Raw genomic sequence first — 25,473 nt, forward strand, 5'->3', positions numbered from 1 at the left:
CGATTCGCTCTCCTGAGCCTTTTTAAGAGACACCTTTTTATGAATGCGCGAACGACTTTTGCAGACAACACCAAAAAAACATTTTCCCGACCGCTTCTGGGCGTCATGATCTCACTGAGCCTGAGCACTTCTCTTTACGCCGCACAGCCGGAGACGATGGTGGTCTCGGCGGATGGCGGCAGCGGCGTCGAGGCGGAAAGCGCCTGGGGCCCGGCACCGACCGTGGCAGCGAAACGCAGCGCCACCGGCACCAAAACCGATACGCCGATTGAAAAAAATCCGCAGTCTGTCTCCGTGGTCACCCGCGAAGAGATGGAAATGCGCAACGTGACCAGCGTGAAAGGGGCGTTTAACTACACGCCTGGCGTGCTGACCGGTAACCGTGGCAGCTCAGATGTGATTGATGCGTTGTCGATTCGCGGCTTCAGCGAAACCAACACCAATCAGTATATGGATGGCCTGAAACTGCAGGGGGATAACTACTCTGAGTTTGCCATCGATCCCTATTTCCTGGAGCGCGCCGAACTGCTGCGCGGTCCGGTGTCGGTGCTCTACGGCAAAAGCAATCCGGGCGGTGTGGTGTCGCTGGTGAGCAAGCGTCCGACCCAGGAAACGCTGCGCGAAGTGCAGTTCCAGATGGGCAACGATAATCTCTTCTCGACCGGCTTTGACTTTGGCGGCGCGCTGGATGATGACGGTGTCTATAGCTATCGCCTGACCGGCCAGGCGCGCAGTCAGGATGCGCAGCAGGCGATGAACAAAGAGAAGCGCTACACCATCGCCCCGGCTTTCAGCTGGCGTCCCGACGATCGTACCCGCATTGACCTGCTGACCTATTTCCAGAACGAGCCAGAAACCGGCTATTACGGCTGGCTGCCGCGTCAGGGCACGATCGTACCGATTACCCACGCCGATGGCAGTCAGTACAAACTGCCGACCAACTTCGATGAAGGCGAGCAGAGTAATAAGATTTCACGCACCACCAAAATGGTGGGTTATAACGCCGAGCACAGCCTCAACGACACCTGGACGCTGCGCCAGAACCTGCGTTACGCCGACCTGCGTACTGATTATCGCAGTATCTATGGCAATGGCTTTATTCCGGCGACCCAGGAGATTACCCGTGGTTCGGCGGTCTCCCACGAGAAGCTAAACCAGTTTGCGGTGGATAACCAGGCACAGGCGAAGTTTGCCACGGGTCAGGTTGATCATACGCTGCTGCTGGGCGTGGATTTCCAGCGTACCCGCAATGATATCGACGCACAGTTTGGCTCGGCATCCAGCCTGAATGCGGTAAATCCGCAATATGGCGATGATAGCGTAACGCCATTTGGCCCTTATCAGCATCTCAACAAGCAGCGTCAGACGGGTCTCTACACGCAGGATCAGATGGAGTGGAACCGCTGGGTGCTGACGTTGGGCGGCCGCTATGACTATGCCATGACCTCGGTTTACGATCGGGGGACGGATACCGTTGATCGCCAGAACGATCAGGCCTTTACCTGGCGCGGCGGTCTGAACTATGTGTTTGATAACGGCATCGCGCCTTATTTCAGCTACAGCGAAGCCTTTATTCCGAATGCCGGTTCGACCTTTGATGGTCAGGCATTTGATCCGTCTCGCGCTAAACAGTATGAAGCGGGCGTGAAGTATGTGCCGAAAGATCGTCCGGTGGTGCTCACCGCAGCGCTTTATCAACTGACCAAAACCAAAAACCTGACTGCCGATCCGGACAATGTTCTTTTCAGCGTGCAGAGCGGTGAAATCCGGTCGCGCGGCGTAGAGCTGGAAGCCAAAGCGGCGCTGAATGCCAACGTTAACCTGACGGCGTCTTACACCTACACCGATGCGGAATACACCGAAGACACGCAGCTGAAAGGCAAAACGCCAGTACAGGTGCCGAAGCATATGGCCTCACTCTGGAGCGACTACACCTTCCACGAGACTGCCTTGTCAGGCGTGACGCTGGGCGCGGGTGTACGTTATGTCGGCGAGAGCCAGGGGCTCTACAGCACTGGCACCGAGCAGAACCAGAACTTTAAGGTTGCCGGTTACACCACGGTGGATGCGGCGCTGAAATATGACCTGGGTCGTTTCGGCCTGCCAGGTTCGACAGTGGGCGTTAACGTCAACAATCTGTTCAACCGTGACTACGTCGCCAGCTGTTACCGTGAATATGCCTGCTACTGGGGTGCGGAACGCCAGGTAGTCGGCACCGCGACCTTCAGGTTCTGATATAACCGGGCGCTCCGGCGCCCGTTCGTTCACAGGGATAACCATGCCGCATCCGCACGCAGAAGAGGCGACTTTTACGCTGGCAGACGCCAGTTTTGAAGTGCCCGGACGTACTCTCCTTCAGCCCCTCTCGCTGACCTTTCCACCGGGTAAGATGACCGCCCTGATTGGACACAACGGCTCCGGTAAGTCGACGCTGTTGAAAATGCTGGGTCGCCATCATGTGGCCAGTAGTGGAGAGGTGCAGCTGAATCAGCAGCCGGTCGGACGCTGGAACAGCAAAGCTTTTGCCCGCGAGGTAGCCTATCTGCCGCAGCAGTTACCGGCTGCCGAAGGGATGACGGTGCGGGAGCTGGTGGCGATTGGCCGCTATCCCTGGCACGGCGCGCTGGGACGGTTCGGTCAGGACGACCGTGATCGGGTAGAAGATGCCATTGCCCAGGTCGGGCTGAAGCCCTTTGCCGGACGACTGGTGGATAGCCTGTCGGGCGGTGAGCGTCAACGCGCCTGGCTGGCGATGATGGTGGCGCAGAACAGCCGCTGTCTGCTGCTGGATGAACCAACGTCGGCGCTGGATATCGCCCATCAGGTTGAGGTGCTGGCGCTGATAAAAGAGCTGAGCCAGCAGCGCGGCCTGACCGTGATTGCGGTGCTGCACGATATCAATATGGCGGCACGCTACTGCGATCATCTGGTGGCGCTACGTCAGGGCACGATGATTGCCGAAGGAGACGCGGCGGCGATTATGCAGCCTGAGGTGCTCGGTGCGATTTATGGCATCCCGATGGGCATTTTACCGCACCCGCAGGGCGGCGCGCCGGTCAGTTTTGTCTGTTAAGGAAAGGATGATGCCCGATCTTTATCGCCGCCGACTATTGCTGGCGCTGGCGGCCTCGCCGTTGTTTTGTGCGCTTCCCCTGCGTGCTGCCACGCCGAATCCGGGCCGGATTATTGCCCTGGAGTGGCTTCCCACCGAACTGCTGATCGCACTGGGCGTTACGCCCTGGGGTGTGGCCGATCTGCACAACTACAACATCTGGGTCGGAGAGCCACCGCTGCCTGCGGGCGTGATCGATGTGGGTCTGCGCACCGAACCCAATCTTGAGCTGATGGCGCAGATGCAGCCATCGCTGATCCTCTGCTCTAACGGCTACGGCCCGCCTAAAGAGAAACTGACGCGCATCGCGCCGATCATGGGTTTCGACCTTCACAGCGGCGACGGGAAACCCTTTACCGCCGCACGCGCATCGCTGCATGAGCTGGCGGCGCGCCTTGGATTAAGCGAACGAGCGGAGCAGCATCTGCGCGAGGTCGATGCTCAACTGGCGGCAGCCCGCGAGCGGCTGGCACCCTATGCCGGACGCACGATTCTGCTGATGTCGCTGCTCGACAGTCGCCACGCCATTACCTTCGGCAAAAACAGTCTGTTCCTCGAAGTGATGACGCTGCTGGGCCTGAAAAATGGCTGGCAGGGTGAGACCAATTTCTGGGGCAGCGCGGTGATCGGCATTGAACAGCTGGCCCAGGCCGGTGATGTGGATGTCATCTGTTTCGATCACGACAACGACGTGGAGATGCAGCAACTGATGCGCAGCCCGCTGTGGCAGGCCATGCCGTTTGTTCGCACCGGACGCTTTCAGCGCGTTCCTGCGGTCTGGTATTACGGTGCAACGCTTTCGGCGCTGCACTTTGTTCGCGTGCTGGAACGCGCGCTGGAGACGCACTGATGCGCCATGCTCTGTTTCCCGCAGGCCTCCTAAGCCTGCTGTTTCTGCTCTCACTCAGTCTGACGCTGGTTAATTTTCACCAGGCACTGCCACAGGCAGAATGGTGGCAGGCATTCTGGTCACCGGCGGTCGATAGCCTGCCGCAGATGGTGTTTCACTACAGCCTGTTACCGCGCACGGCGCTGGCGCTGCTGGTGGGTGCCGGGCTGGGTCTTGCCGGTCTGCTGTTTCAGCAGATACTGCGGAATCCGCTGGCGGAGCCGACCACGCTGGGCGTCTCTTCCGGCGCACAGCTGGGCATTACCGTGGCGACGCTGTGGCATCTGCCGGGTGGGGCGCTGACACAGCAGTTTGCTGCGCTTGGCGGTGCGCTGCTGGTGGCCGCGCTGGTGTTTGGAGTGGCCTGGGGTAAACGTCTGTCGCCGGTGACGCTGATTCTGGCCGGGCTGGTGCTGAGTTTCTACAGCGGCGCGGTGAATCAAATCTTCGCTATCTTCAATCACGATCAGCTGCAGAACATGTTTTTGTGGAGCACTGGCGCGCTGAATCAGATGAGCTGGGAGAATGTGCAGCAGCTCTGGCCGCGCCTGCTGCTGGCGTTTGTGCTGGCGCTGGCGCTGCTGCGTCCGCTGACGCTGATGGGGCTGGATGATGGTGTAGCAAAAAACCTGGGCCTGGCGCTCTCAGTCGCGCGTATCGGTGGCCTCGGACTGGCGATCCTGCTCAGCGCACAGCTGGTGAATGTCGCCGGTATCATCGGCTTTATTGGGCTGTTTGCGCCGCTGCTGGCGAAGTTGCTTGGCGGAAGACGGCTCCTCAGCCGGATGCTACTGGCACCGCTTACAGGCGCGCTGCTGCTGTGGCTGGCCGACAGTTGCGTGTTATGGCTCAGCGCGCACTGGCGCGATATCCCGACCGGTACGGCTACGGCGCTGCTTGGCGTACCGATTCTGCTGTGGCTGCTGCCGCGACTGCGTACCGGTTCGGTGCCGCCCGCCCTGAATCAGGGTGACCACGTGCCCGCCGAACGACAGAACCTGCTGCGCTGGGCACTGATGGGTCTCGCTGTTCTGGCCCTGCTGGCGTGGGGTGGTCTGGCATTTGGACGTGATGCGCAGGGCTGGATCGGGTCAGGGGGCGAGATGCTGCAGTCACTGCTGCCGTGGCGCGCACCGCGCGTGCTGGCTGCGCTGGTGACCGGTCTGATGCTGGGCGTGGCAGGGAGTCTGATTCAGCGGCTCACCGGCAATCCCATGGCCAGCCCTGAAGTGCTGGGCATCAGTTCGGGTGCTGCCTGTGGTGTCGTCGTCATGATGTTCTTTGTGCCGGGCGATGCGATGGCATGGCTGCTGCCCGCCGGGGCGGTGGGTGCCGCGCTGACGCTGCTGGTGATCATGGCGGTAGCCAGTCGTGGCGGCTTTTCGCCTGAGCGGATGCTGCTGGCGGGCATGGCGCTTAACAGCGCCTTTGTCACCCTGCTGATGCTGCTGCTGGCAAGTGGCGATCCCCGTATGGGCGGGCTGCTGAGCTGGATCTCCGGCTCGACCTATAACATCAGCGGCAGTCAGGCGATGCAGAGCGCTGTCTGTGCGCTGCTGCTGGTCTCGCTGGCACCGCTGGCGAGCCGCTGGCTGACGCTGCTGCCGCTGGGAAGTGCCACTGCACGTTCGGCCGGCATGGCGTTGACACCCGCGCGGCTGAGTCTGCTGCTGCTGGCGGCCGCGCTAACCGCTTGCGCGACGCTGACTATCGGCCCGCTGAGTTTTGTCGGACTGATGGCACCGCATATGGCGCGCATGCTGGGATTCCGGCGGGCCTTGCCGCAACTGCTGCTATCGGGATTGCTGGGCGGAGGATTGATGATACTGGCTGACTGGTGCGGGCGGATGCTGGCGTTTCCGGATCAAATCCCGGCCGGACTGATGGCGACGTTTTTAGGTGCGCCTTACTTTATCTGGCTGCTTAGGCGTTCAGGTTAAGAGAAAAAAACAGGCTGGTTTCAGACGGCGGCCAAATCCAATGTAGAGTGAATCTGACCACAACGAAGAAGCTCAATGCGCAGGGAATTGGGTCAGAGGAGGAAAGCGTCCCGCGCCAGGGACGGCGCGGGCCGAGCGAGTCATGGATGACGGCTTTCGCGCCTTTCCGATCTGACCCTGTTTCCTGTGCATGCACCCTGTCACAACAGAGTGGGGCAAGCCTCATCAATAACAAAAGACCGGCTGATGCCGGTCTTCATCTTTAACGCTGCCGGAATTACAGCTTCGCGAAACAACGACGCGCGGCGTCGACAGTGCGCTGAATATCCTCGTCACTATGAGCCAGCGACATAAAGCCCGCTTCATAGGCTGATGGCGCAAAGTAAACGCCTTCCTCCAGCATCAGATGGAAGAAGGTTTTAAAGCGTTCCACATCGCAGCGTGTCACATCGGCGTAACAGGTCACGCTGTCAGCATCGGTGAAGAACAGGCCGAACATCCCGCCAACATGGTTAATCACCAGCGGGATATTTTGCTGTTGGGCTGCTTCGCGCAAACCCTCTGCCAGCTTGCGGGTCAGGGCATCCAGTTTGTCGTGAGTTCCGGGCTGCGCGATCTGCGTCAGGCAGGCAAAACCGGCTGCCATAGCGATCGGGTTACCGGAAAGCGTTCCCGCCTGATAAACCGGGCCGGTCGGAGCCAGCGCGGCCATCACTTCACGACGGCCACCAAACGCGCCGACGGGCATCCCACCACCGATGATTTTTCCGAGGCAGGTCAGGTCAGGACGCACATTGTAGTGAGCCTGTGCGCCGCCCAGCGCGACGCGGAAACCGGTCATCACCTCATCAATAATCAGCAGTGCGCCGAACTCATCACAGAGAGCGCGCAGGCCTGGCAGGAATTCCGGCTGCGGCGGGATGCAGTTCATGTTGCCAGCGACCGGCTCGACGATGATGGCAGCGATGGCATCAGGATATTGCTCAAAGGCGCTGCGCACCGAGTCGAGATCGTTAAAGGTACAGGTCAGGGTATGTTTAGCGAAATCTGCCGGTACGCCCGGCGAGTTTGGCTGACCCAGTGTCAGGGCACCGGAACCGGCTTTCACCAGCAGATGATCGGCATGGCCGTGATAGCAGCCTTCAAACTTGATGATTTTATCGCGGCCGGTAAAGCCACGCGCCAGACGGATAGCGCTCATGGTCGCTTCGGTGCCGGAGTTAACCATCCGCACCATCTCCATGCTCGGCACCAGCTCACACACCAGCTGTGCCATGGTCACTTCCATTTCGGTCGGTGCGCCAAAGCTCAGGCCGCGCTGGGCCGCTTCAATCACGGCATTACGGATCATCGCGTTGTTATGGCCTAGTACCATCGGACCCCATGAGCCGACATAGTCGATATAGGCTTTGCCATCGGCGTCATAGAGATACGCGCCATCAGCGTGTTCAATAAACAGTGGAACGCCGCCCACACCGGTAAATGCGCGTACTGGCGAGTTTACCCCACCCGGGATCAGGCGTTGTGCCTCGGCAAACAGTTGTTCGGACTTACTCATTTTCGGCTCCAGCGTTTCAGAAAAATATTGCGCCATTCTACGGAAGAGGGGCAGCAGACGAAAGGTGGATTCACCCGCAGTCTCCTCCACGGAGGTGAAAGCGGCACAGAGTGCGAAGGGCAGAGCTTGATTGCGCTGAGGTGCTGGCTGATAATAGTGTTATTAAGGTCGTTTTCTGACCTGGGCGTTTACCGGAGTAAAACATGAGTGATGAAGTAGTAGCACTGCCGTTGCAGTTTACCGACGCCGCAGCCACCAAGGTGAAGAACCTGATTGCCGACGAAGAGAACCCGGCGCTGAAACTTCGCGTCTATATCACCGGTGGCGGTTGCAGTGGTTTCCAGTATGGCTTCACCTTTGACGACCAGATGAACGATGGCGACATGACGATTGAAAAGCAGGGCGTCTCACTGGTGGTTGACCCGATGAGCCTGCAATATCTGGTAGGTGGTTCGGTGGATTACACGGAAGGCCTGGAAGGATCGCGCTTTATCGTGACCAACCCGAATGCCAAAACCACCTGCGGCTGTGGCTCTTCCTTCAGTATCTGATAATGCAGGCCGTCATTCCGACGGCCTCGTTTACCATTCTATTGTGACCAGCCGGTTACTGTGTTTCAGACTTCCCTGCGATTGAATCTGACTATGGGTGACGCGTGGCTGCGCGCCTGCCTGTCTGCCGCAGTTGATCTGCGGCGCGGGCTGACCGTTAGCCGTGTTGATTTCACAGCGTGAATAGATGACAAGCCTGGCGCCTATAGAGCCATTTATCGATCCCGCAAAGGCAGGTCCGGCGATCGTTAGCCCTATGGCCAGCAGCAGTGCTCTGGTCATATAAGGTTCCTGGTGTTTTAAAAAAGCGCCGTGGCGCTAAAAGGACGGTGAGCATACGTGGCCCGCTCGTCTCTGGTATTGATTAACGGCAAAAAGTGCAGTGACTTTAATCAATTCGTCGATTTATTCATCGGGATGCAGGGCCGCACAGAGTTGCTGCGCTGCCAGCAGCAGTCGCGGACCTGGCCGGCTCAGCCAGTCCTCATTAATAGCAATAACTGGCACAATGAGCTGGGGCCGCCAGAACGCACGAATGTTCTCCGCCTGCTGCGCACCGCCCGCTGTCACCACGGCCTGAGGATGGCGCATCAGCACCTGCTCACGGCTGACCTGCGGCCAGCTGACGCGACTGTCAGCAAAGATATTCCTGCCGCCGCACAAGGTAATAATTTCATTATGCAGCGTGGTTCTGGCCGCAGTAAACAGCGGCTGCTGACCAAACTGCAAAAAAAGCGGAACCGCAGTCAGATGAGTATAGCGCTGTCGCAGCACGGCCTCCTGCTCACGCAGCTGTCGGGCCGCGCTGGCGGCCTGCTCCGGTCTGGGACTCCAGTGGCCGAGATCGGCCAGCGCCGTGAACATCTCATCCAGCGTTAGCGGATCAATCCATTTAACCGGCACGCCGAGCTGCTGCAACTGATCAATCTGTCGCTGCGGATTACCGCCACGCCAGGCTAAAACCAGATCCGGCTTGAGCTGCAGAATACGTTCAGCTTTGATGCCCTGCCAGTTGGCGACTTGTTCAATCTGTTTCGCCTGCGGCGGATAATCGGACCAGGCGCTGACCGCAATCGGGGTAATCCCGGCAGCAAAGGCGAGTTCGGTAAGGTGAGGGGCGAGGGTAATAACACGGGGCGGGGAGGCGGGCAGGCTGCCGCTCAACAGCAGCAGCCAGCAGAACAGCAGCGTTTTAGCCACGTGCCAGATGCGCCAGCAGGTTCTCCACCATCAGCGAAGATTGCTTCGCCGCAACGCTCAGGAACTCATCAAAGCTGAGGTGCGATTCTTTATCGGCCACGTCAGAAATTGCGCGGACCACCACAAACGGCACCTGGAACTGATGACAGACGTGACCGATAGCGGTCGCTTCCATCTCAACGGCAATCGCCTGCGGGAACTGATTACGAATGCGTGCCAGCGGTTCGGCACCATTGATAAAGGCATCACCGCTCACCACCAGACCGCGTACGGCATTCAGGTCCAGCTGCTTAATGCAGGCTTCGGCCGCCGCGATAAGCTTGCTGTCTGCCACAAACGCAGCCGGACAACCCGCCATCTGACCTGGCTCGTAACCAAATGCGGTGACGTCAGCATCGTGATAACGGACTTCGTCTGACACCACGATATCGCCGACGCTCAGTGACGGCGCTAAACCGCCCGCCGAGCCGGTGTTGATCACCACATCCGGCTTGCAGAGCTGCAGCAGCAGCGTGGTACCCAGCGCGGCAGATGTTTTGCCAATGCCAGATTTCAGCAGTGCCACCTCAACGCCCTGCAGGGTGCCGGTATAGATTTCACAACCCGCCAGTGTCAGCGTTTGACGGTTTTCAATTTTGTCGCGCAGCAGTGTTACTTCCTGCTCCATCGCGCCAATAATGCCTGCTTTCATAGTGAGTTCCGCTAATGTAAAGAATCAAAATTTAGGGCATAGTCTACCATGGCATTCAGGGGATTAATTCACGAAAAAGTAAGGGGTAATTCATGTCGGCGATCAATTTCAGGAAGAAGATCAGCTTCTCGCGCCCTTATAACAGTCGAAAAGATCCGGAAGGCGAATATTACATTACCCGCCATTTTGAGAGCGACCGTGGCCGGATTATCAACTCTGCCGCCATACGGCGCCTGCAGCAGAAAACCCAGGTCTTTCCGCTGGAGCGCAACGCCGCTGTCCGATCCCGCCTGACGCACTCGCTGGAGGTGCAGCAGACCGGGCGCTACATCACTAAAGAGATCCTGCAGACCCTCAAGATGCAGGGTGGGCTGGCGCAGTATGGTCTGGATGAGATGGAAGGCGCGTTTGAAAGTCTGATTGAGATGGCGTGTCTGCTGCATGACGTCGGCAATCCGCCGTTTGGCCATTTCGGCGAGGCCGCCATCAACGACTGGTTTGAAGAGAACCTCTCAGCCGAGCTAGTGGATCCGCTGGTGGCGGGCGTCGAAGGGGAAGAGCAGCGTAAAGCCTTTGATCAGCTGAATGCCATGATCCGTCAGGATCTCTGTCATTTTGAAGGTAACGCCCAGGCCATTCGCATGGTGCATACGCTGCTGCAACTGAATCTCAGTTATTCCCAGGTCGCCTGCATCCTGAAATATACCGCGCCCGCCTGGTGGCAGGGGGAAAAGCCCGCCGAATTTAGCGTCTTAATGAAGAAACCCGGCTTTTATCTCTCTGAGCAGGATTATATTGCGGATTTGCGTACTGCCACCAATATGGAAGAACACCATCGCTTTCCGCTCACCTATATAATGGAAGCGGCGGATGATATCTCCTATTGTATTGCCGATTTGGACGACGCTGTAGAAAAAGATATCTTTAATGTTGAGAGTTTGTTTGAATTTCTCAATAAAGCCTGGGGGCCGGTTAAAAATAATGACGCTTTCAGCCGGACTATTGGCGAAGCCTGGCGTGAAGCCTGCAGTAAAAAACGCCGAAGCCGCAGCGATCAATTTTTTATGTCATTACGCGTAAATGTTCAGAGCGTGCTGGTAAGTTACGCGGTGAAACGCTTCGTTGATAATCTGCCCGCTATATTCGAGGGAAGTTTCAATCACGCGCTTCTGGAAGATGAGGGTGAAGAGGGCCGCTTACTGCAGCTGTTTAAAACCGTTGCCCGCCAGCAGGTCTTTAATCACTCTGAAGTTGAGCAGCTTGAGTTGCAGGGATACCGGGTGATCAAGGGGCTGCTGGAGATCTATCAGCCGCTGATGCGCCTGAATTATGAGACTTTTACCACGCTGATCAATGAAGATTTCCTGCGTCAGCATCCGATTGAAACCCGGCTTTTTCATAAGCTTTCTGGTAAGCACCGTAAAGCTTATTTGCAAAAGATGCGAACCCTCGTGGTAGAACATAAATATCAGCGGCTGTTGTGGGAACGTTATTATCGATTCCGGCTGATTCAGGATTATATCAGCGGGATGACCGATCTCTATGCCTGGGATGAGTACCGGCGGTTAATGGCAGTAGAATAAGCCGCCGATTGTAAAGAGCGCGAATAAATTTTTACCTTTGACTTAAACTTTTAAAGGAACTTCGCGCTAAAACATTTATCTCACCTTTCGACCACAGCAATGGTCTGAACAGTAATCTTATCGAGAAACGAAAAATGAAAAAAAAGACTTTAGTGTTAAGTGCGCTTGCGTTGAGCCTGAGCATGGCGCTTGCCCCTGTTACTGTTTCTGCTGCGCAAACGGCTTCTTCGGATAGTCAGCAAATGCCAAGTCTGGCACCCATGCTGGAGAAGGTGATGCCGTCTGTGGTCAGTATCAGCGTCGAGGGCACCACCACGGTAAAAACGCCGCGTATGCCGCAGCAGTTTCAGCAATTCTTTGGCGATAATTCACCATTCTGCCAGGACGGTTCTCCGTTCCAGGGTTCACCAATGTGCCAGAGTGGTGACGGTGCAGGTGGTAACGGCGGCGCGCCAACGCCTGATACTCAGCAGGAAAAATTCCGTGCTCTGGGATCGGGAGTGATCATCAATGCTGAAAAAGGCTATGTGGTAACCAACAACCACGTGGTGAATAACGCAACCAAAATTCAGGTTCAGCTCAGTGATGGTCGTCGCTATGACGCAAAAGTGATCGGTAAAGATCCAAGCTCTGACATTGCACTGATTCAGTTGCAGGAAGCCAAAAATCTGACCGCCGTGAAAATCGCTGACTCCGACAGCCTGCGTGTGGGTGACTACACCGTGGCGATCGGCAACCCCTATGGCCTGGGTGAAACCGTGACTTCCGGTATCGTCTCGGCGCTGGGACGTAGCGGCTTGAACGTGGAAAACTACGAAAACTTTATCCAGACGGATGCGGCGATTAACCGGGGTAACTCCGGTGGCGCGCTGGTTAACCTCAACGGTGAACTGATTGGGATTAACACCGCCATTCTGGCACCGGATGGTGGCAACATCGGTATCGGCTTTGCTATCCCGAGCAACATGGTGAAAAACCTGACGGCTCAGATGGTTGAGTTTGGTCAGGTGAAACGCGGCGAGCTGGGTGTGCAGGGGACTGAACTGAACTCCGAGCTGGCAAAAGCGATGAAGGTTGATGCACAGCGTGGTGCCTTTGTCAGCCAGGTACTGCCAGACTCTGCAGCCGCTAAAGCGGGTATCAAAGCGGGTGACGTGATTGTTTCGATGAATGGCAAGCCGCTGAGCAGCTTTGCTTCGCTGCGTGCAGAAGTGGGTTCACTGCCAGTTGGCACCACTCTGAAACTGGGCCTGCTGCGTGACGGCAAACCGGTCGATGTCTCTGTTCAGTTGCAGCAGAGCAGCCAGGCGAAAGTGCAGTCCGCCACCATCTACAATGGCATCGAAGGCGCTGACCTCAGCAACGTTGAAACCGGCGATAAAGGTGTTCGCGTTGATAATGTGAAAGCGGGCAGTGCCGCAGCGCGTATCGGCCTTAAAAAGGGTGACGTGATTCAGGGCGTCAACCAGCAGCCGGTAACTAACCTCGGCGAACTGCGCAAAGTTCTCGACACCAAGCCAGCCGTTCTGGCGCTGAATGTGAAACGCGGTGACAGCAGCATCTATCTGCTGATGCAGTAACGGAACGACAACTGACGAAGAGGCGGACAGCGGTCCGCCTTTTTTTATGCCTGCTTTCTGCCACATCAGAGTGTGATACCCACCGCAAATTCGGTAAATGACCGCCCGGCTCTGTGCAATTGCACAATGTTCTGCGCGCGGTGCATGCGTATTCTGTTTCTCCCCCCTCTTTTCAGGAGTAATGGATGGCTACCTATCACCTTGATGCCCGGCTGGCCCAGGATATCGTGGCGCGCACCATGAAAATTATTGACAGTAATGTCAACGTGATGGATGCGCGCGGCCGGATTATCGGCAGTGGTGACCGGGAACGCATTGGGGAGTTGCACGAAGGTGCGCTGCTGGTGCTCTCTCAGGGGCGCATCGTCGACATCGATGAGGCGGTGGCGAAACATCTCCATGGCGTGCGGCCCGGCATTAACCTGCCGCTGCGCATTGATGGTGATATTGTCGGGGTGATAGGTCTGACCGGCGAGCCGCTGGCGCTGCGGCACTATGGCGAGCTGGTCTGCATGACCGCAGAGATGATGCTGGAGCAGGCGCGGCTGCTGCATATGCTGGCGCAGGACAGTCGTCTGCGTGAAGAGCTGGTGCTGAACCTGATCCGCAGCGATACCCTGTCGCCTCAGCTGACCGAATGGGCACAGCGGCTCGGCATCGATCTCAATCAGCCGCGCGTGGTCGCCGTGGTAGAGGTGGATAGCGGTCAGCTCGGCGTCGACAGCGCGATGTCAGAGTTACAGCAGCTGCAGACGCTGCTGACCACGCCGGAACGCGATAATCTGATCGCTATTGTGTCACTGACTGAAATGGTGGTGCTGAAACCGGCTCTGAATGGGCACGGACGTTACGATCAGGATGATCATCGCCGCCGCGTCGAGCAGTTGCTGCAGCGGATGAAAGAGAGCGGTCATCTTCGGATGCGTATCGCGCTGGGTAACTTCTTTACCGGGCCGGGCAGCATTGCACGCTCTTACCGGACGGCGCGCACCACGATGATGGTGGGCAAGCAGCGAATGCCAGAGGTGCGCAGCTATTTCTATCAGGATCTGGTGTTGCCTGTGCTGCTCGACAGTCTGCGTGGCGGCTGGCAGGCTAATGAACTCGCCCGGCCTCTGGCGAAACTCAAGAGCATGGATAACAACGGCCTGCTGCGTCGCACATTAATTGCCTGGTTCACCCACAACGTCCAGCCTAGCGCCACCGCGCGTGCGCTGTTTATTCATCGCAATACGCTGGAGTACCGGCTGAACCGCATTTCTGAACTAACCGGACTGAATCTTGGCCATTTTGACGACAGGCTGTTGCTCTATGTGGCTTTGCAGCTGGATGAGCAGGGGTAGAAGGCAGATTTACGGCATAAAAAAAGGCCAGCAAAGCTGGCCTCTCTCATCGGACAGAAAATTAACGGCTGTTACGGGTTAATTTTTCCAGATCCGATTCAATTTCAGTGATCTTGTGGGAAACCACGCTTTCCAGGTGACGAAGGTCATCCAGAATTTTGCGTTTCAGATCCACTTCAACCTGGTCACGCTGGCAAATCTGATCCAGTTCATCGATGACATAACGCAGATTCGGGCTGATTTCCTGAACTTCTTTGTAGCCCTGCGTCGCGTGATCGGCAACAACGGTTTTGCGCTGACGCGGATATTTGAATTTAACGCTCTTCGCGAAAAACTCGCCTTTATCTTTGCGGAAGTAGATCTTCAGAATGTCGTTGTTGGCTTCCTGACGCAGGCTGTAGCGGTCAATGTCGTCCGGGTTACTGATACCTAAGCTTTTCAGATTGTCATACATAGCGTTGTTTCCATCAAAAGTGAGAAGCGCGCAGACTTGTTCATGACGTCCGTCAACTGTAGACATAAATAAGCGGGATGAACATTGCGCGACAGGATTTAACTGGCGCGGATTATGACCTGGATAAAAACTAAACGCACCAGTTAATTCGCGACGCGAAGCATGTTATTTGGGAATCACTGTAAAGAAAAGATGACGGGCTGGAAACCAGCCCGTCATTTAAATCAGTCGATGGTGCGCAGCAGTTCGTTGATACCGGTTTTGCCAAGCGTCTTCGCATCTACTTTCTTCACGATCACGGCGCAGTAGAGGCTGTAGCTGCCATCTTTCGACGGCAGGTTACCCGAAACCACGACGGAACCGGCAGGAACGCGGCCGTAATGCACTTCGCCGGTCTCGCGGTCATAGATTTTGGTGCTCTGACCGATGTAAACGCCCATTGAGATCACTGAGCCTTCCTCAACAATCACGCCTTCGACGATTTCAGAACGGGCGCCGATGAAGCAGTTGTCTTCGATAATGGTCGGGTTAGCCTGCAGCGGTTCCAGCACGCCACCGATACCCACGCCGCCAGAAAGGTGAACGTTTTTACCAATCTGCGCACAGGAGCCAACGGTCGCCCAGGTGTCCACCATGGTGCCTTCATCCACAAAGGCGCCGATGTTGACGTAAGAAGGCATCAGCACCGTGTTGCGGGCGATATAAGCACCCTGACGCACAGCTGCAGGCGGCACGACGCGGAATCCCGCTTCTTTAAAACGCGCTTCATCCCAGCCGGCAAATTTCATCGGGACTTTGTCGTAAAAGCGGGTTTCTGAACCTTCCATTACCTGATTGTCATTGATGCGGAAAGAGAGCAGCACTGCTTTCTTCAGCCACTGATGCGTTACCCACTCGCCGTCGATCTTCTCAGAAACGCGCAGCTCACCGCTGTCCAGCAGGGAGATCACCTGGTTGATGGCATCACGGGTTTCGCTGTCAACGCTGGCAGGGGTAATGTCAGCGCGACGTTCGAAGGCGGATTCAATAACGCTCTGTAACTGTTGCATATTTTTTTCCTGATCTGTCATGTGCGATGCCGGGCAATCGCCCGACACAAGTAAAGAGATTAATGTTTACAAATCGAGTCTGGTCACACTTTATCGTTTGGATTAAGGGCCTCTGTCAACCGTTGTTGCAACGCTTTACGCATTTCTTCGTCCAGCGCCTGACGTTCACTGTTGGCCAGAATAAACAAATCCTCGACCCGTTCGCCGATGGTGCTGATGCGTGCGCCGTGCAGTGACACACCGAGATCGGCAAAGACTTCGCCGACCCGCGCCAGCAGGCCCGGCTGATCCAGCGCCACCAGTTCCAGGTAGCTGCGGCGATCGGTATGCGTCGGCAGGAAATTGACCTCGGTATCCACGCTGAAATGCCGCAGTTTGGCCGACGGACGACGGGTTCGTGGCGGCACCCAGTCTGACTGGGTGATCGCCTGCTCCAGCGCCTGACTGATCATCGGATGACGATCCGGGGAGAGCGGGCTGCCATCTGGTTCCAGCACAATAAAGGTATCCATGGCCATGCCGTCGCGGCTGGTAAAGATCTGCGCGTCGTGCACGCTGAGATTGCGGCGGTCAAGCTCTCCGGCGACGGCGGCAAACAGATGCGGGCGATCGGGACTCCAGATGAAAATTTCGGTCCCGCCGCGCGTGGCCTGCGGACTGACCAGCACCAGCGGCTTTTTCAGGTCATGAACCAGCAGGTGGCGGGCATGCCACGCGATCTGATTCGGCGTATGGCGCAGGAAGTAGTCAGCGCGGCAGCGATTCCAGATCTGATGCAGACGCTCTTCATCAATGTTGTCCATCCGCAGCAGCGCCAGCGCCTGCAGACGGTGATGACGCACCCGCTCACGCAGATCCGGACTGTTTTCCATGCCGCGTCGCAGCTGCTTCTCGGTGGCGAAAAACAGCTCGCGCAACAGGCTCTGCTTCCAGCTGTTCCACAGGCTTTCGTTGGTGGCGCAGATGTCGGCTACGGTCAGACAAACCAGATAGCGCAGCCGGTTTTCATTCTGCATGACCTCGGCGAACTGCTGGATGACCGTCGGGTCCTGAATATCCCGCCGCTGCGCCGTTACCGACATCAGCAGATGATGGCGAACCAGCCAGGCCACCAGCTGCGTTTCACGCGAATTCAGGCCATGCATTTCAGCGAAATCGAGCGCATCCTGCGCGCCGAGAATAGAGTGATCGCCGCCGCGTCCTTTGGCGATGTCGTGCAGCAGCGCGGCCATCAGCAACAGCTCCTGCTGCGGCAGTCGCGGCCATAACTCGACGCACAGCGGATGCTGCGGACGGGTACTTTCATTGGCAAAGCTTTCCAGCTTCTGCAGCACGCGAATAGTGTGCTCATCCACGGTGTAGGCGTGAAACAGATCGAACTGCATCTGTCCGACGATATGACCCCACAGCGGCGTATAAGCCCACAGCACGCTGTAGCGATGCATCGGCACCAGCGCCCGACTGACTGCGCCCGGGTGGCGCAGAATCGACATAAAGGTGCGACGCGCCTCCGGGATCTGACACAGCGGCTGTTTAAGATGACGGCGTGCATGGCGCAGATGACGCAGGGTAGTGGAATAGATCCCTTTGATACTGTCGTTACGCACCATGACGTAGAACATGCGCAGAATCGCCTGCGGTTCGCGTGTGAACAGCGTCTCGTCACGCAGGTCGATCAAATCGCCACGCAGCTGGAAATCGTCATCAATAGGCCGGGGCTTTTCGCTGGTAGAGAGCGCCAGAATCGCTTCATCAAACAGCTGCAGCAGCATCTGATTCAGTTCGCCGATACGCCGGGTGACGCGATAGAAATCTTTCATCATCCGCTCGACCGGCTCATTGCCTTCGCCCTGGTAATTCAGGCGCTGCGCTACGCTGAGCTGGCGATCGAACAGCAGGCGGTTATCGTAGCGGGGCAGGGAGAGGTGCAGGGCAAAGCGGATGCGCCAGAGAAACTCCTGACATTCGTTGAGTTCGCCGCGCTCTGCGTCGGTGAGGAAACCAAAGCCGACCATCTCATCCAGCGTGGTGGCGCCAAAATGGCGTCGGGCGACCCATTGCAGCGTATGGATATCGCGCAGGCCACCGGGGCTGCTTTTGATGTCCGGCTCCAGGTTATAGCTGGTGCCATGGTAACGCTTGTGGCGCTCCTGCTGCTCTTCAATTTTGGCGGCGAAGAAGGTGGATGAGGGCCAGAAACCGTCACTGAAGATGTTTTTCTGTAATTCCAGAAACAGCGCCACGTCGCCGGTCAGCATCCGTGATTCAATGAGGTTAGTGGCAACGGTCAGGTCAGACAATCCCTCCAGCAGACACTCTTCCAGCGTGCGGACGCTGTGGCCCACTTCCAGCTTGAGGTCCCACATCAGCGTTAACAGGTCGCTGGTGCGCTGCGCCGCCTGTTCATCCAGCGGCTGACGGCTGAGAATCAGGACATCAATATCAGAGAGCGGATGCAGCTCAGCACGGCCATAGCCGCCCACGGCGACCAGCGCGATAGACGGCATCTCATCAAAGCCAAAGAAGCGCCACAGGCGACGCAGCAGCCGATCGATAAACAGCGTGCGGGCATCTATCAGCGGCTCAACGGGTTCACCGGCATCAAACGCGGCAGCCAGATGCTGCTGAAACTGTTCCAGCCGCGGCTTCAGAATGTCGCGGGTCAGTTGATCGTCGCCCCATTCGGCTGGCGAATCGACCAGACCATTCTTCACATCTTCCGACAGACTCACGCTCATGCAGCTCTTCTCTTTTTTAGCCAAAAAAAAGCCGGCTCAGCGCCGGCTTGATCTGTTTTGGGGGAATTACCCTTCGGCGACGAGCACTGCAGGCAGCGTGTCGTCTTTGCGCAGGGTTAAAATCTCACAGCCGTTTTCCGTCACCACAATAGTATGCTCATACTGCGCGGACAAGCTGCGATCTTTGGTTTTTACCGTCCAGCCATCTTTCATGGTGCGGATGCGGTAATCCCCGGCATTGACCATCGGTTCTACCGTGAAGGTCATGCCCGCCTGCAGCACAACGCCGCTATCATCCGCATCATAATGCAGCACCTGAGGCTCTTCGTGGAAACCCTTGCCGATGCCGTGACCGCAATATTCGCGCACGACAGAGAAGTCATTCGCTTCAACATACTTCTGGATAGCACGGCCCAGCTCGCGCAGGCGGATGCCGGGCTTAATCAGACGCAGGGAAAGATAGAGGCTCTCCTGCGTGACGCGGCACAGGCGTTCGCCCTGAATAGTGGGTTTACCGACGATAAACATCTTTGAGGTATCGCCGTGGTACTCATCTTTAATCACGGTCACATCGACATTGACGATATCGCCATCTTTTAACGGGCGATCATCGCTGGGAATCCCGTGGCACACCACTTCGTTCACCGAGATGCAGACTGACTTCGGAAAACCGTGATAGCCGAGGCAGGCAGAGACGGCATGCTGCTTCTGCGTGATGTGTTCGTGGCAGATGCGGTCCAGCTCACCGGTGGTCACACCCGGTTGAACATGGGGCTCGATCATCTCCAGCACTTCGGCGGCAAGTCGGCCCGCAACGCGCATTTTTTCGATTTCTTCAGGGGTTTTAATTGAAATTGCCATTAAATTAATCCGCAGTTGTCGAAAATTTCGACAATAATAAGTTCTGTGCTGTCATGTTAGCAGCCAGCAAATGGGCTGCCAAATAGAGAACGCGCAGGCACTCGTCAGCGATCATTTATTGGCGTCCAATGGCGGTTTGTGATATAAAGCGCGCCGACGATTCTCTGTATGGCCGTTTCGGTCAGCAGGAAACGCATAACTCTCATTATGTGTAATAAAACACACATGTATCGACACATACGCCGGGGTGCCTTGAAAGAGGTCGGTCGTATGGGATACATGGAGGCCCAACCCCAATCAAACTTTAGAGGTTTTATCATGGCAACTGTTTCCATGCGCGACATGCTCCAGGCTGGTGTTCACTTCGGTCACCAGACCCGTTACTGGAACCCAAAAATGAAGCCATTCATCTTTGGTGCACGTAACAAGGTTCACATCATCAACCTGGAAAAAACTGTACCTATGTTCAACGAAGCTCTGGCTGAACTGAACAAGATCTCTTCCCGTAAAGGTAAGATCCTGATCGTAGGTACTAAGCGCGCTGCTGCCCAGGCAGTAAAAGAGTCTGCACTGAGCTGCGACCAGTTCTTCGTAAACCACCGCTGGTTGGGTGGCATGCTGACTAACTGGAAAACCGTGCGTCAGTCAATCAAGCGTCTGAAAGATCTGGAGATTCAGTCTCAGGATGGTACTTTCGACAAACTGACCAAAAAAGAAGCGCTGATGCGTGCGCGTGAGCTGGCCAAGCTGGAAAACAGCCTGGGCGGTATCAAAGACATGGGCGGTCTGCCAGACGCACTGTTTGTTGTTGATGCTGACCACGAACACATCGCAATCAAAGAAGCAAACAACCTGGGTATCCCGGTATTTGCTATCGTTGATACCAACTCAGATCCAGATGGCGTTGATTTCGTTATCCCAGGTAACGACGATGCGATCCGTGCTGTAAACCTGTACCTGACTGCCGTTGCGACTACCGTTCGCGAAGGCCGCTCTCAGGACCTGGTTGAGCAAGCTGAAGAAGCGTCTTTAGAAAACGCTTAATAAGGTTTGCTCTGCATAAGAGCCCTTAGCATTCAGATGTGATCTGTAAGGGGCCTATACTGGCCCCTTTATTTTATCTAAGTCTGTCACGCCCCCAACCGGACGGCGGGACAGAGTAAATTTTCCGCAAATAAGTGTCTGCTGGTGCAAATGTACACAGGCACGAACCGAGGATTCTGGAATGGCTGACATTACCGCTGCATTGGTTAAAGAACTGCGCGAGCGTACTGGCGCTGGCATGATGGATTGCAAAAAAGCGCTGACTGAAGCGAACGGCGACATTGAGCTGGCGATTGAGAACATGCGTAAGTCTGGCGCAATCAAAGCAGCGAAAAAAGCAGGCAACGTTGCTGCTGATGGCGTAATCAAAACCAAGATCGTTGGCGACTACGGCGTGATTCTGGAAGTAAACTGCCAGACTGACTTCGTAGCAAAAGATGGCGGTTTCCAGGCGTTCGCAGACAAAGTTCTGGAAGCGGCTGCAGCTGATCGCGTAACTGATGTTGACGTTCTGAAAGCGCAGTTCGAAGAAGAGCGCGTTGCACTGGTTGCTAAAATCGGTGAGAACATCAACATCCGTCGCGTTGCAATCCTGGAAGGTGAAGAGCTGGGCAGCTATCTGCACGGCGCGCGTATCGGCGTTCTGGTTTCAGCGAAAGGCGCTAACGAAGATCTGATCAAACAGATCGCAATGCACGTTGCAGCAAGCAAGCCTGAATTCGTTAAGCCAGAAGACGTTTCTGCTGACGTGGTTGATAAAGAGTACCAGGTTCAGCTGGACATCGCGATGCAGTCTGGCAAGCCAAAAGAGATCGCAGAGAAGATGGTTGAAGGCCGTATGAAGAAATTCACCGGCGAAGTCTCTCTGACGGGTCAGGCTTTCGTTATCGACCCAAGCAAAACCGTTGGCCAGGCTCTGAAAGAGCAGGGCGCTGACGTCATCAACTTCATCCGCTTCGAAGTGGGTGAAGGCATCGAGAAAGTTGAGTCTGACTTCGCTGCAGAAGTTGCAGCAATGTCCAAACAGTCTTAATGCTCTGAAAGAACCGCCAGATGGCGGTTCTTTTTTGTCTGTGAATCGCAACAGACGATACGTTTTCAGTTTCATCCCAATAGCATTTTCTTTGCGGTAAGCGGATGATCGATCGGAATTTACTTCTCCTTTACACCCAATCTTCCAGGAAGAACTGACCATGGCGACCAACGCAAAACCTGTTTATCAACGTATCCTGCTTAAACTCAGCGGCGAAGCCCTGCAAGGCGCTGAAGGTTTTGGTATCGACGCGAGTGTGCTTGACCGCATGGCACAAGAGGTAAAAGAGCTGGTTGAACTGGGTATCCAGGTTGGCGTGGTGATTGGCGGAGGCAACCTGTTCCGTGGAGCGAGCCTGCAGCAGGCTGGCATGAACCGCGTCGTGGGTGACCACATGGGTATGCTGGCGACCGTGATGAACGGCCTGGCGATGCGTGATGCATTGCACCGTGCCTATGTGAATGCACGCCTGATGTCAGCGATTCCACTGAATGGCGTCTGTGACAACTACAGCTGGGCAGAAGCGATCAGCCTGCTGCGTAACAACCGCGTGGTGATCTTCTCTGCCGGTACCGGCAACCCGTTCTTCACCACCGACTCTGCGGCGTGTCTGCGCGGCATTGAGATTGAAGCGGACGTGGTGCTGAAAGCGACCAAAGTTGACGGTGTCTACTCTGCGGATCCGGTGAAAAGCCCGGACGCGACACTGTATGAGCAACTGACCTATGCTGAAGTGCTGGATCAGGAGCTGAAAGTGATGGATCTGGCGGCCTTTACCCTGGCGCGTGACCACAAATTACCTATCCGTGTTTTCAACATGAATAAACCTGGCGCACTGCGTCGCGTAGTGATGGGTGAAAAAGAAGGCACCCTGATTACGCATTAATACCCGAGGCGAGATAAAATAAGGTATATTCTGTCAGCGCGATGATAATGCATCGCGCACCAGTCAGGATTATCGATGATTATCGATCCCGCTTCCGGTTATGCCGGAACTGGCCAGGTCAAACCGAATCCAAGGGTTTCAACGTGATTAACGACATCAAAAAAGATGCTGACACGCGCATGGAAAAATGCGTTGAAGCATTCAAAACTACCATCAGCAAAGTGCGCACCGGTCGTGCTTCACCTTCGCTGCTTGACGGCATTGTCGTCGAATATTACGGCACGCCGACGCCACTGCGTCAGCTGGCTTCTGTCACGGTGGAAGATTCACGCACGCTGAAAATCAACGTGTTTGATCGTTCACTGAGTCCTGCAGTCGAAAAAGCGATCATGAAGTCCGATCTCGGTCTGAACCCAAGTTCAGCCGGTACCGACATCCGTGTTCCGCTGCCTGCACTGACAGAAGAGCGTCGTAAAGATCTGATTAAAATCGTGCGCGGCGAAGCCGAGCAGGGCCGTGTGTCGGTACGTAACGTCCGTCGCGATGCCAACGATAAGATCAAAGCGCTGCTGAAAGATAAAGAGATCAGCGAAGACGACGAACGTCGTGCGCAGGATGAAGTACAAAAAATGACCGATGCGTACATCAAGAAAGTTGATGCTGCACTGTCAGAAAAAGAGACGGAGCTGATGGATTTCTAATCCCATCACTGCCGGACAAAACGCCGTACAGAGAGGTATTCGTATGAATGCGACATCTGGCGGCGTTTTACATTGTGCCTGCTGGCACCCTGACTTCACACGGATAGCCTCATGAAGCGATTAACTCTGCTGGGATCCACCGGCTCGATCGGCACCAGTACGCTGGCGGTGGTTCGCGCCAACCCGGCGCTTTATCAGATTACGGCGCTGGTTGCCGGCCATAATGTGGCGCTGATGGCCGAACAGTGTGCGGCCTTTACGCCGCGTTACGCCTGCATGGCAGATGAGGCATCCGCCGCTGCGCTGCGTGAGCGACTGAGAGCAATCAGCGTCAATACTGAAGTGCTCTCCGGCGTTCAGGCAGCCTGTGAGCTGGCCGCGCTGGATGAGGTGGATCAGGTGATGGCGGCGATTGTCGGCGCGTCAGGGTTGCTGCCGACGCTGGCGGCCATTCGTGCCGGAAAAACGGTGCTGCTGGCCAACAAAGAATCGCTTGTCACCTGCGGCCGTTTGTTTATGGAGGCGGTGCGTCATCATAACGCGCAGTTACTACCGGTCGACAGTGAGCATAACGCCATTTTTCAGAGTTTACCGGCTACCATCCAGCATCAGTTAGGTTACGCTGACCTGCAGGATAATGGCATTGAGTCGATTATCCTTACGGGATCGGGTGGTCCTTTTCGTGACACAGATTTAGCGGATCTCAGCGCCATGTCGCCGGATCAGGCCTGTGCACATCCGAACTGGTCGATGGGGCGAAAAATCTCTGTCGATTCGGCCACCATGATGAATAAAGGTCTTGAGTACATTGAAGCCCGTTGGTTGTTTAATGCCAGCGCAGCGCAGATGGAAGTGATCCTTCACCCACAGTCGGTGATTCACTCCATGGTGCGATACTGCGATGGCAGCGTGCTGGCTCAGTTAGGTTCTCCCGATATGCGTACGCCCATTGCCCACAGCATGGCCTGGCCTTCGCGCATCAATGCAGGCGTGACGCCGCTGGATTTTACCCGCATGTCGGCGCTCTCTTTTGCAGAACCTGATTTTAATCGCTACCCCTGTCTGAAGCTGGCCATCGATGCCTGTGACGCAGGGCAGGCGGCCACCACCACGCTGAATGCTGCCAATGAGGTTGCCGTCGCGGCTTTCCTGAATCACCAGATTCGCTTCACCGACATTGCCTCGCTTAATAGTGCGGTGATGGCGGCACAAGTGTGTCCGGAACCGGATTCGGTGGACGCTGTCCTTGAAATCGATCGTACTGCGCGCGCGCTGGCGACAGAAATGTTGCCACGCTTCACGTCGTAATGCCGATCGTTATGAGGCCATTTGTTCGCTTCAGGTGAAAATGGTATAGTCGCTGGCTCGCGTTTCACGGTCTGTCACCGAATTCGGTGTGGCCCGGCACTGAGAGTGTGTCGGGATTTGAATCGGGCGCAATGTATTCAGAAACCACAGCATTTCTGATGAAAGGAATTGGTTAAGCGTTATGTCGTCTAACAATCAAAACAACACTGATGACCAGCAGGGAAACGGTCCGCGCCACGTCGCTATCATCATGGATGGCAATGGTCGCTGGGCCAAAAATCAGGGAAAATTGCGTATTTCAGGCCACAGAGCGGGTGTTAAATCGGTACGCCGTGCCGTCAGCTTTGCGGTCAGTAACAATCTTGAAGCCCTGACGCTTTACGCCTTCAGCAGTGAAAACTGGAGTCGTCCGGCGCAGGAAGTCACCGCGTTAATGGAACTGTTTGTCTGGGCGCTTGATAGTGAAGTGAAAAGCCTGCACAAACACAATGTTCGCTTACGCGTCATTGGCGATACCAGCCGTTTCAGCCCGCGTATTCAGGAACGTATTCGCCGTTCTGAGACGCTGACCGCAAATAATAGTGGCCTGACGCTCAACATTGCTGCCAACTATGGCGGCCGTTGGGATATTATCGAAGGCGTGAAAAAACTGGCTGAGCAGGTTCAGGAAGGATTACTGCGACCTGACCAGATTACCGAAGAGAGCCTGACGTCGCAGCTCTGTATGCAGGAGCTGGCGCCAGTGGATTTAGTGATAAGGACCGGGGGAGAGCATCGGATTAGCAACTTCCTGCTGTGGCAAATTGCCTATGCTGAATTCTATTTTACCGATGTGCTCTGGCCGGATTTCGATGAACACGTTTTTGAAGGTGCACTGAATGCATTCTCTCTGCGGGAGCGTCGTTTTGGCGGCGCTGCACCAGGCGGCGCCTGAGCAATCTGGGGGTAACCT

Annotated in this window: 22 protein-coding genes; 14 read left to right on the forward strand and 8 right to left on the reverse strand. The window is 56.0% G+C overall.

Annotated features, from left to right (window positions below; all coding sequences use genetic code 11):
• Positions 1-39 precede the first annotated feature (39 nt).
• From fhuA to fhuB, 4 genes are read left to right on the forward strand one after another with little or no spacing between them, the layout of a single operon-like run.
• Positions 40-2,235 (forward strand): ferrichrome porin FhuA, encoded by a 2,196-nt coding sequence (gene fhuA / locus ACN1CO_RS13345; protein ID WP_419139332.1) that lies wholly within the window; start codon positions 40-42, stop codon positions 2,233-2,235.
• A gap of 43 nt (positions 2,236-2,278) precedes the next feature.
• Complete coding sequence (gene fhuC, locus ACN1CO_RS13350; RefSeq protein WP_419139333.1) at positions 2,279-3,073, forward strand: Fe3+-hydroxamate ABC transporter ATP-binding protein FhuC; 795 nt, start codon at positions 2,279-2,281, stop codon at positions 3,071-3,073.
• Positions 3,074-3,083: 10 nt separating this feature from the next.
• Positions 3,084-3,962, forward strand: coding sequence for a Fe(3+)-hydroxamate ABC transporter substrate-binding protein FhuD (fhuD, locus tag ACN1CO_RS13355; RefSeq protein ID WP_419139514.1), 879 nt, complete (start codon positions 3,084-3,086; stop codon positions 3,960-3,962).
• A complete protein-coding gene (gene fhuB / locus ACN1CO_RS13360; RefSeq protein ID WP_419139334.1) occupies positions 3,962-5,941 on the forward strand; it encodes a Fe(3+)-hydroxamate ABC transporter permease FhuB in 1,980 nt (659 codons plus the stop codon). The genes fhuD and fhuB overlap by 1 nt, the downstream gene beginning before the upstream one ends.
• Before the next feature lie 277 nt (positions 5,942-6,218).
• On the opposite strand, the gene hemL is transcribed toward fhuB, so the two are convergent.
• Entirely contained in the window at positions 6,219-7,499 is a 1,281-nt protein-coding gene (gene hemL / locus ACN1CO_RS13365; protein WP_419139335.1) for a glutamate-1-semialdehyde 2,1-aminomutase, read from the reverse strand.
• A 203-nt stretch (positions 7,500-7,702) separates the two neighbouring features.
• Here hemL and erpA point away from each other — a divergent pair, with 203 nt between their 5' ends.
• Entirely contained in the window at positions 7,703-8,050 is a 348-nt protein-coding gene (gene erpA / locus ACN1CO_RS13370) for an iron-sulfur cluster insertion protein ErpA (protein ID WP_010254064.1), read from the forward strand.
• A 30-nt stretch (positions 8,051-8,080) separates the two neighbouring features.
• Here the strand turns inward: erpA and ACN1CO_RS13375 are convergent, their stop codons facing one another.
• From ACN1CO_RS13375 to mtnN, 3 genes are all read right to left on the reverse strand, one after another.
• Positions 8,081-8,332, reverse strand: a complete 252-nt coding sequence (locus ACN1CO_RS13375) for a hypothetical protein (RefSeq protein WP_419139336.1) — start codon at positions 8,330-8,332, stop codon at positions 8,081-8,083.
• Positions 8,333-8,455: 123 nt separating this feature from the next.
• The gene (gene btuF, locus ACN1CO_RS13380) at positions 8,456-9,250 is read right to left on the reverse strand and encodes a vitamin B12 ABC transporter substrate-binding protein BtuF (protein ID WP_419139337.1); all 795 of its coding nucleotides are present in this window, start codon (positions 9,248-9,250) and stop codon (positions 8,456-8,458) included.
• Entirely contained in the window at positions 9,243-9,941 is a 699-nt protein-coding gene (gene mtnN, locus ACN1CO_RS13385; protein ID WP_283546207.1) for a 5'-methylthioadenosine/S-adenosylhomocysteine nucleosidase, read from the reverse strand. Before mtnN ends, btuF begins: the two co-directional genes overlap by 8 nt.
• A gap of 92 nt (positions 9,942-10,033) precedes the next feature.
• Here mtnN and dgt point away from each other — a divergent pair, with 92 nt between their 5' ends.
• From dgt to ACN1CO_RS13400, 3 genes are all read left to right on the forward strand, one after another.
• Positions 10,034-11,524 (forward strand): dGTPase, encoded by a 1,491-nt coding sequence (gene dgt, locus ACN1CO_RS13390; RefSeq protein ID WP_419139338.1) that lies wholly within the window; start codon positions 10,034-10,036, stop codon positions 11,522-11,524.
• A gap of 134 nt (positions 11,525-11,658) precedes the next feature.
• Positions 11,659-13,104 carry a serine endoprotease DegP gene (gene degP, locus ACN1CO_RS13395; protein ID WP_419139339.1) on the forward strand — a complete coding sequence of 482 codons (1,446 nt, stop codon included), beginning with the start codon at positions 11,659-11,661 and terminating at the stop codon, positions 13,102-13,104.
• A 185-nt stretch (positions 13,105-13,289) separates the two neighbouring features.
• Positions 13,290-14,447: a CdaR family transcriptional regulator gene (locus tag ACN1CO_RS13400; protein ID WP_136197969.1), complete on the forward strand. Its 1,158-nt coding sequence runs from the start codon at positions 13,290-13,292 to the stop codon at positions 14,445-14,447.
• Between the two features lie 61 nt (positions 14,448-14,508).
• Here ACN1CO_RS13400 and ACN1CO_RS13405 read toward each other — a convergent pair whose 3' ends face one another.
• The 4 genes from ACN1CO_RS13405 to map all read right to left on the reverse strand — a co-directional run bounded on the left by ACN1CO_RS13405 (position 14,509) and on the right by map (position 19,549).
• Positions 14,509-14,901, reverse strand: coding sequence for a DUF3461 family protein (locus tag ACN1CO_RS13405; RefSeq protein ID WP_008925632.1), 393 nt, complete (start codon positions 14,899-14,901; stop codon positions 14,509-14,511).
• Positions 14,902-15,125: 224 nt separating this feature from the next.
• Complete coding sequence (gene dapD, locus ACN1CO_RS13410) at positions 15,126-15,950, reverse strand: 2,3,4,5-tetrahydropyridine-2,6-dicarboxylate N-succinyltransferase (protein ID WP_033731627.1); 825 nt, start codon at positions 15,948-15,950, stop codon at positions 15,126-15,128.
• An 83-nt stretch (positions 15,951-16,033) separates the two neighbouring features.
• Entirely contained in the window at positions 16,034-18,688 is a 2,655-nt protein-coding gene (glnD, locus tag ACN1CO_RS13415; RefSeq protein WP_419139340.1) for a bifunctional uridylyltransferase/uridylyl-removing protein GlnD, read from the reverse strand.
• Between the two features lie 66 nt (positions 18,689-18,754).
• Positions 18,755-19,549, reverse strand: a complete 795-nt coding sequence (gene map, locus ACN1CO_RS13420; protein ID WP_419139341.1) for a type I methionyl aminopeptidase — start codon at positions 19,547-19,549, stop codon at positions 18,755-18,757.
• A 318-nt stretch (positions 19,550-19,867) separates the two neighbouring features.
• Here map and rpsB point away from each other — a divergent pair, with 318 nt between their 5' ends.
• The 6 genes from rpsB (at position 19,868) to ispU (ending at position 25,455) form a co-directional block, all read left to right on the forward strand.
• Positions 19,868-20,593 (forward strand): 30S ribosomal protein S2, encoded by a 726-nt coding sequence (gene rpsB / locus ACN1CO_RS13425; RefSeq protein WP_090964400.1) that lies wholly within the window; start codon positions 19,868-19,870, stop codon positions 20,591-20,593.
• A gap of 181 nt (positions 20,594-20,774) precedes the next feature.
• Positions 20,775-21,626 (forward strand): translation elongation factor Ts, encoded by an 852-nt coding sequence (tsf, locus tag ACN1CO_RS13430; RefSeq protein WP_419139342.1) that lies wholly within the window; start codon positions 20,775-20,777, stop codon positions 21,624-21,626.
• A 160-nt stretch (positions 21,627-21,786) separates the two neighbouring features.
• Positions 21,787-22,512, forward strand: a complete 726-nt coding sequence (pyrH, locus tag ACN1CO_RS13435) for a UMP kinase (protein ID WP_010254099.1) — start codon at positions 21,787-21,789, stop codon at positions 22,510-22,512.
• 143 nt (positions 22,513-22,655) lie between these two features.
• Positions 22,656-23,213 carry a ribosome recycling factor gene (gene frr / locus ACN1CO_RS13440; RefSeq protein WP_010254103.1) on the forward strand — a complete coding sequence of 186 codons (558 nt, stop codon included), beginning with the start codon at positions 22,656-22,658 and terminating at the stop codon, positions 23,211-23,213.
• A gap of 111 nt (positions 23,214-23,324) precedes the next feature.
• On the forward strand, positions 23,325-24,521 hold the full coding sequence (gene ispC / locus ACN1CO_RS13445; protein ID WP_419139343.1) for a 1-deoxy-D-xylulose-5-phosphate reductoisomerase: 1,197 nt from the start codon (positions 23,325-23,327) through the stop codon (positions 24,519-24,521).
• Positions 24,522-24,702: 181 nt separating this feature from the next.
• Complete coding sequence (gene ispU / locus ACN1CO_RS13450; RefSeq protein WP_090964404.1) at positions 24,703-25,455, forward strand: (2E,6E)-farnesyl-diphosphate-specific ditrans,polycis-undecaprenyl-diphosphate synthase; 753 nt, start codon at positions 24,703-24,705, stop codon at positions 25,453-25,455.
• The last annotated feature ends 18 nt before the right edge of the window (positions 25,456-25,473 follow it).

Source organism: Pantoea sp. R13S299 (assembly GCF_048515925.1).
Classification (GTDB): Bacteria; Pseudomonadota; Gammaproteobacteria; order Enterobacterales; family Enterobacteriaceae; genus Pantoea.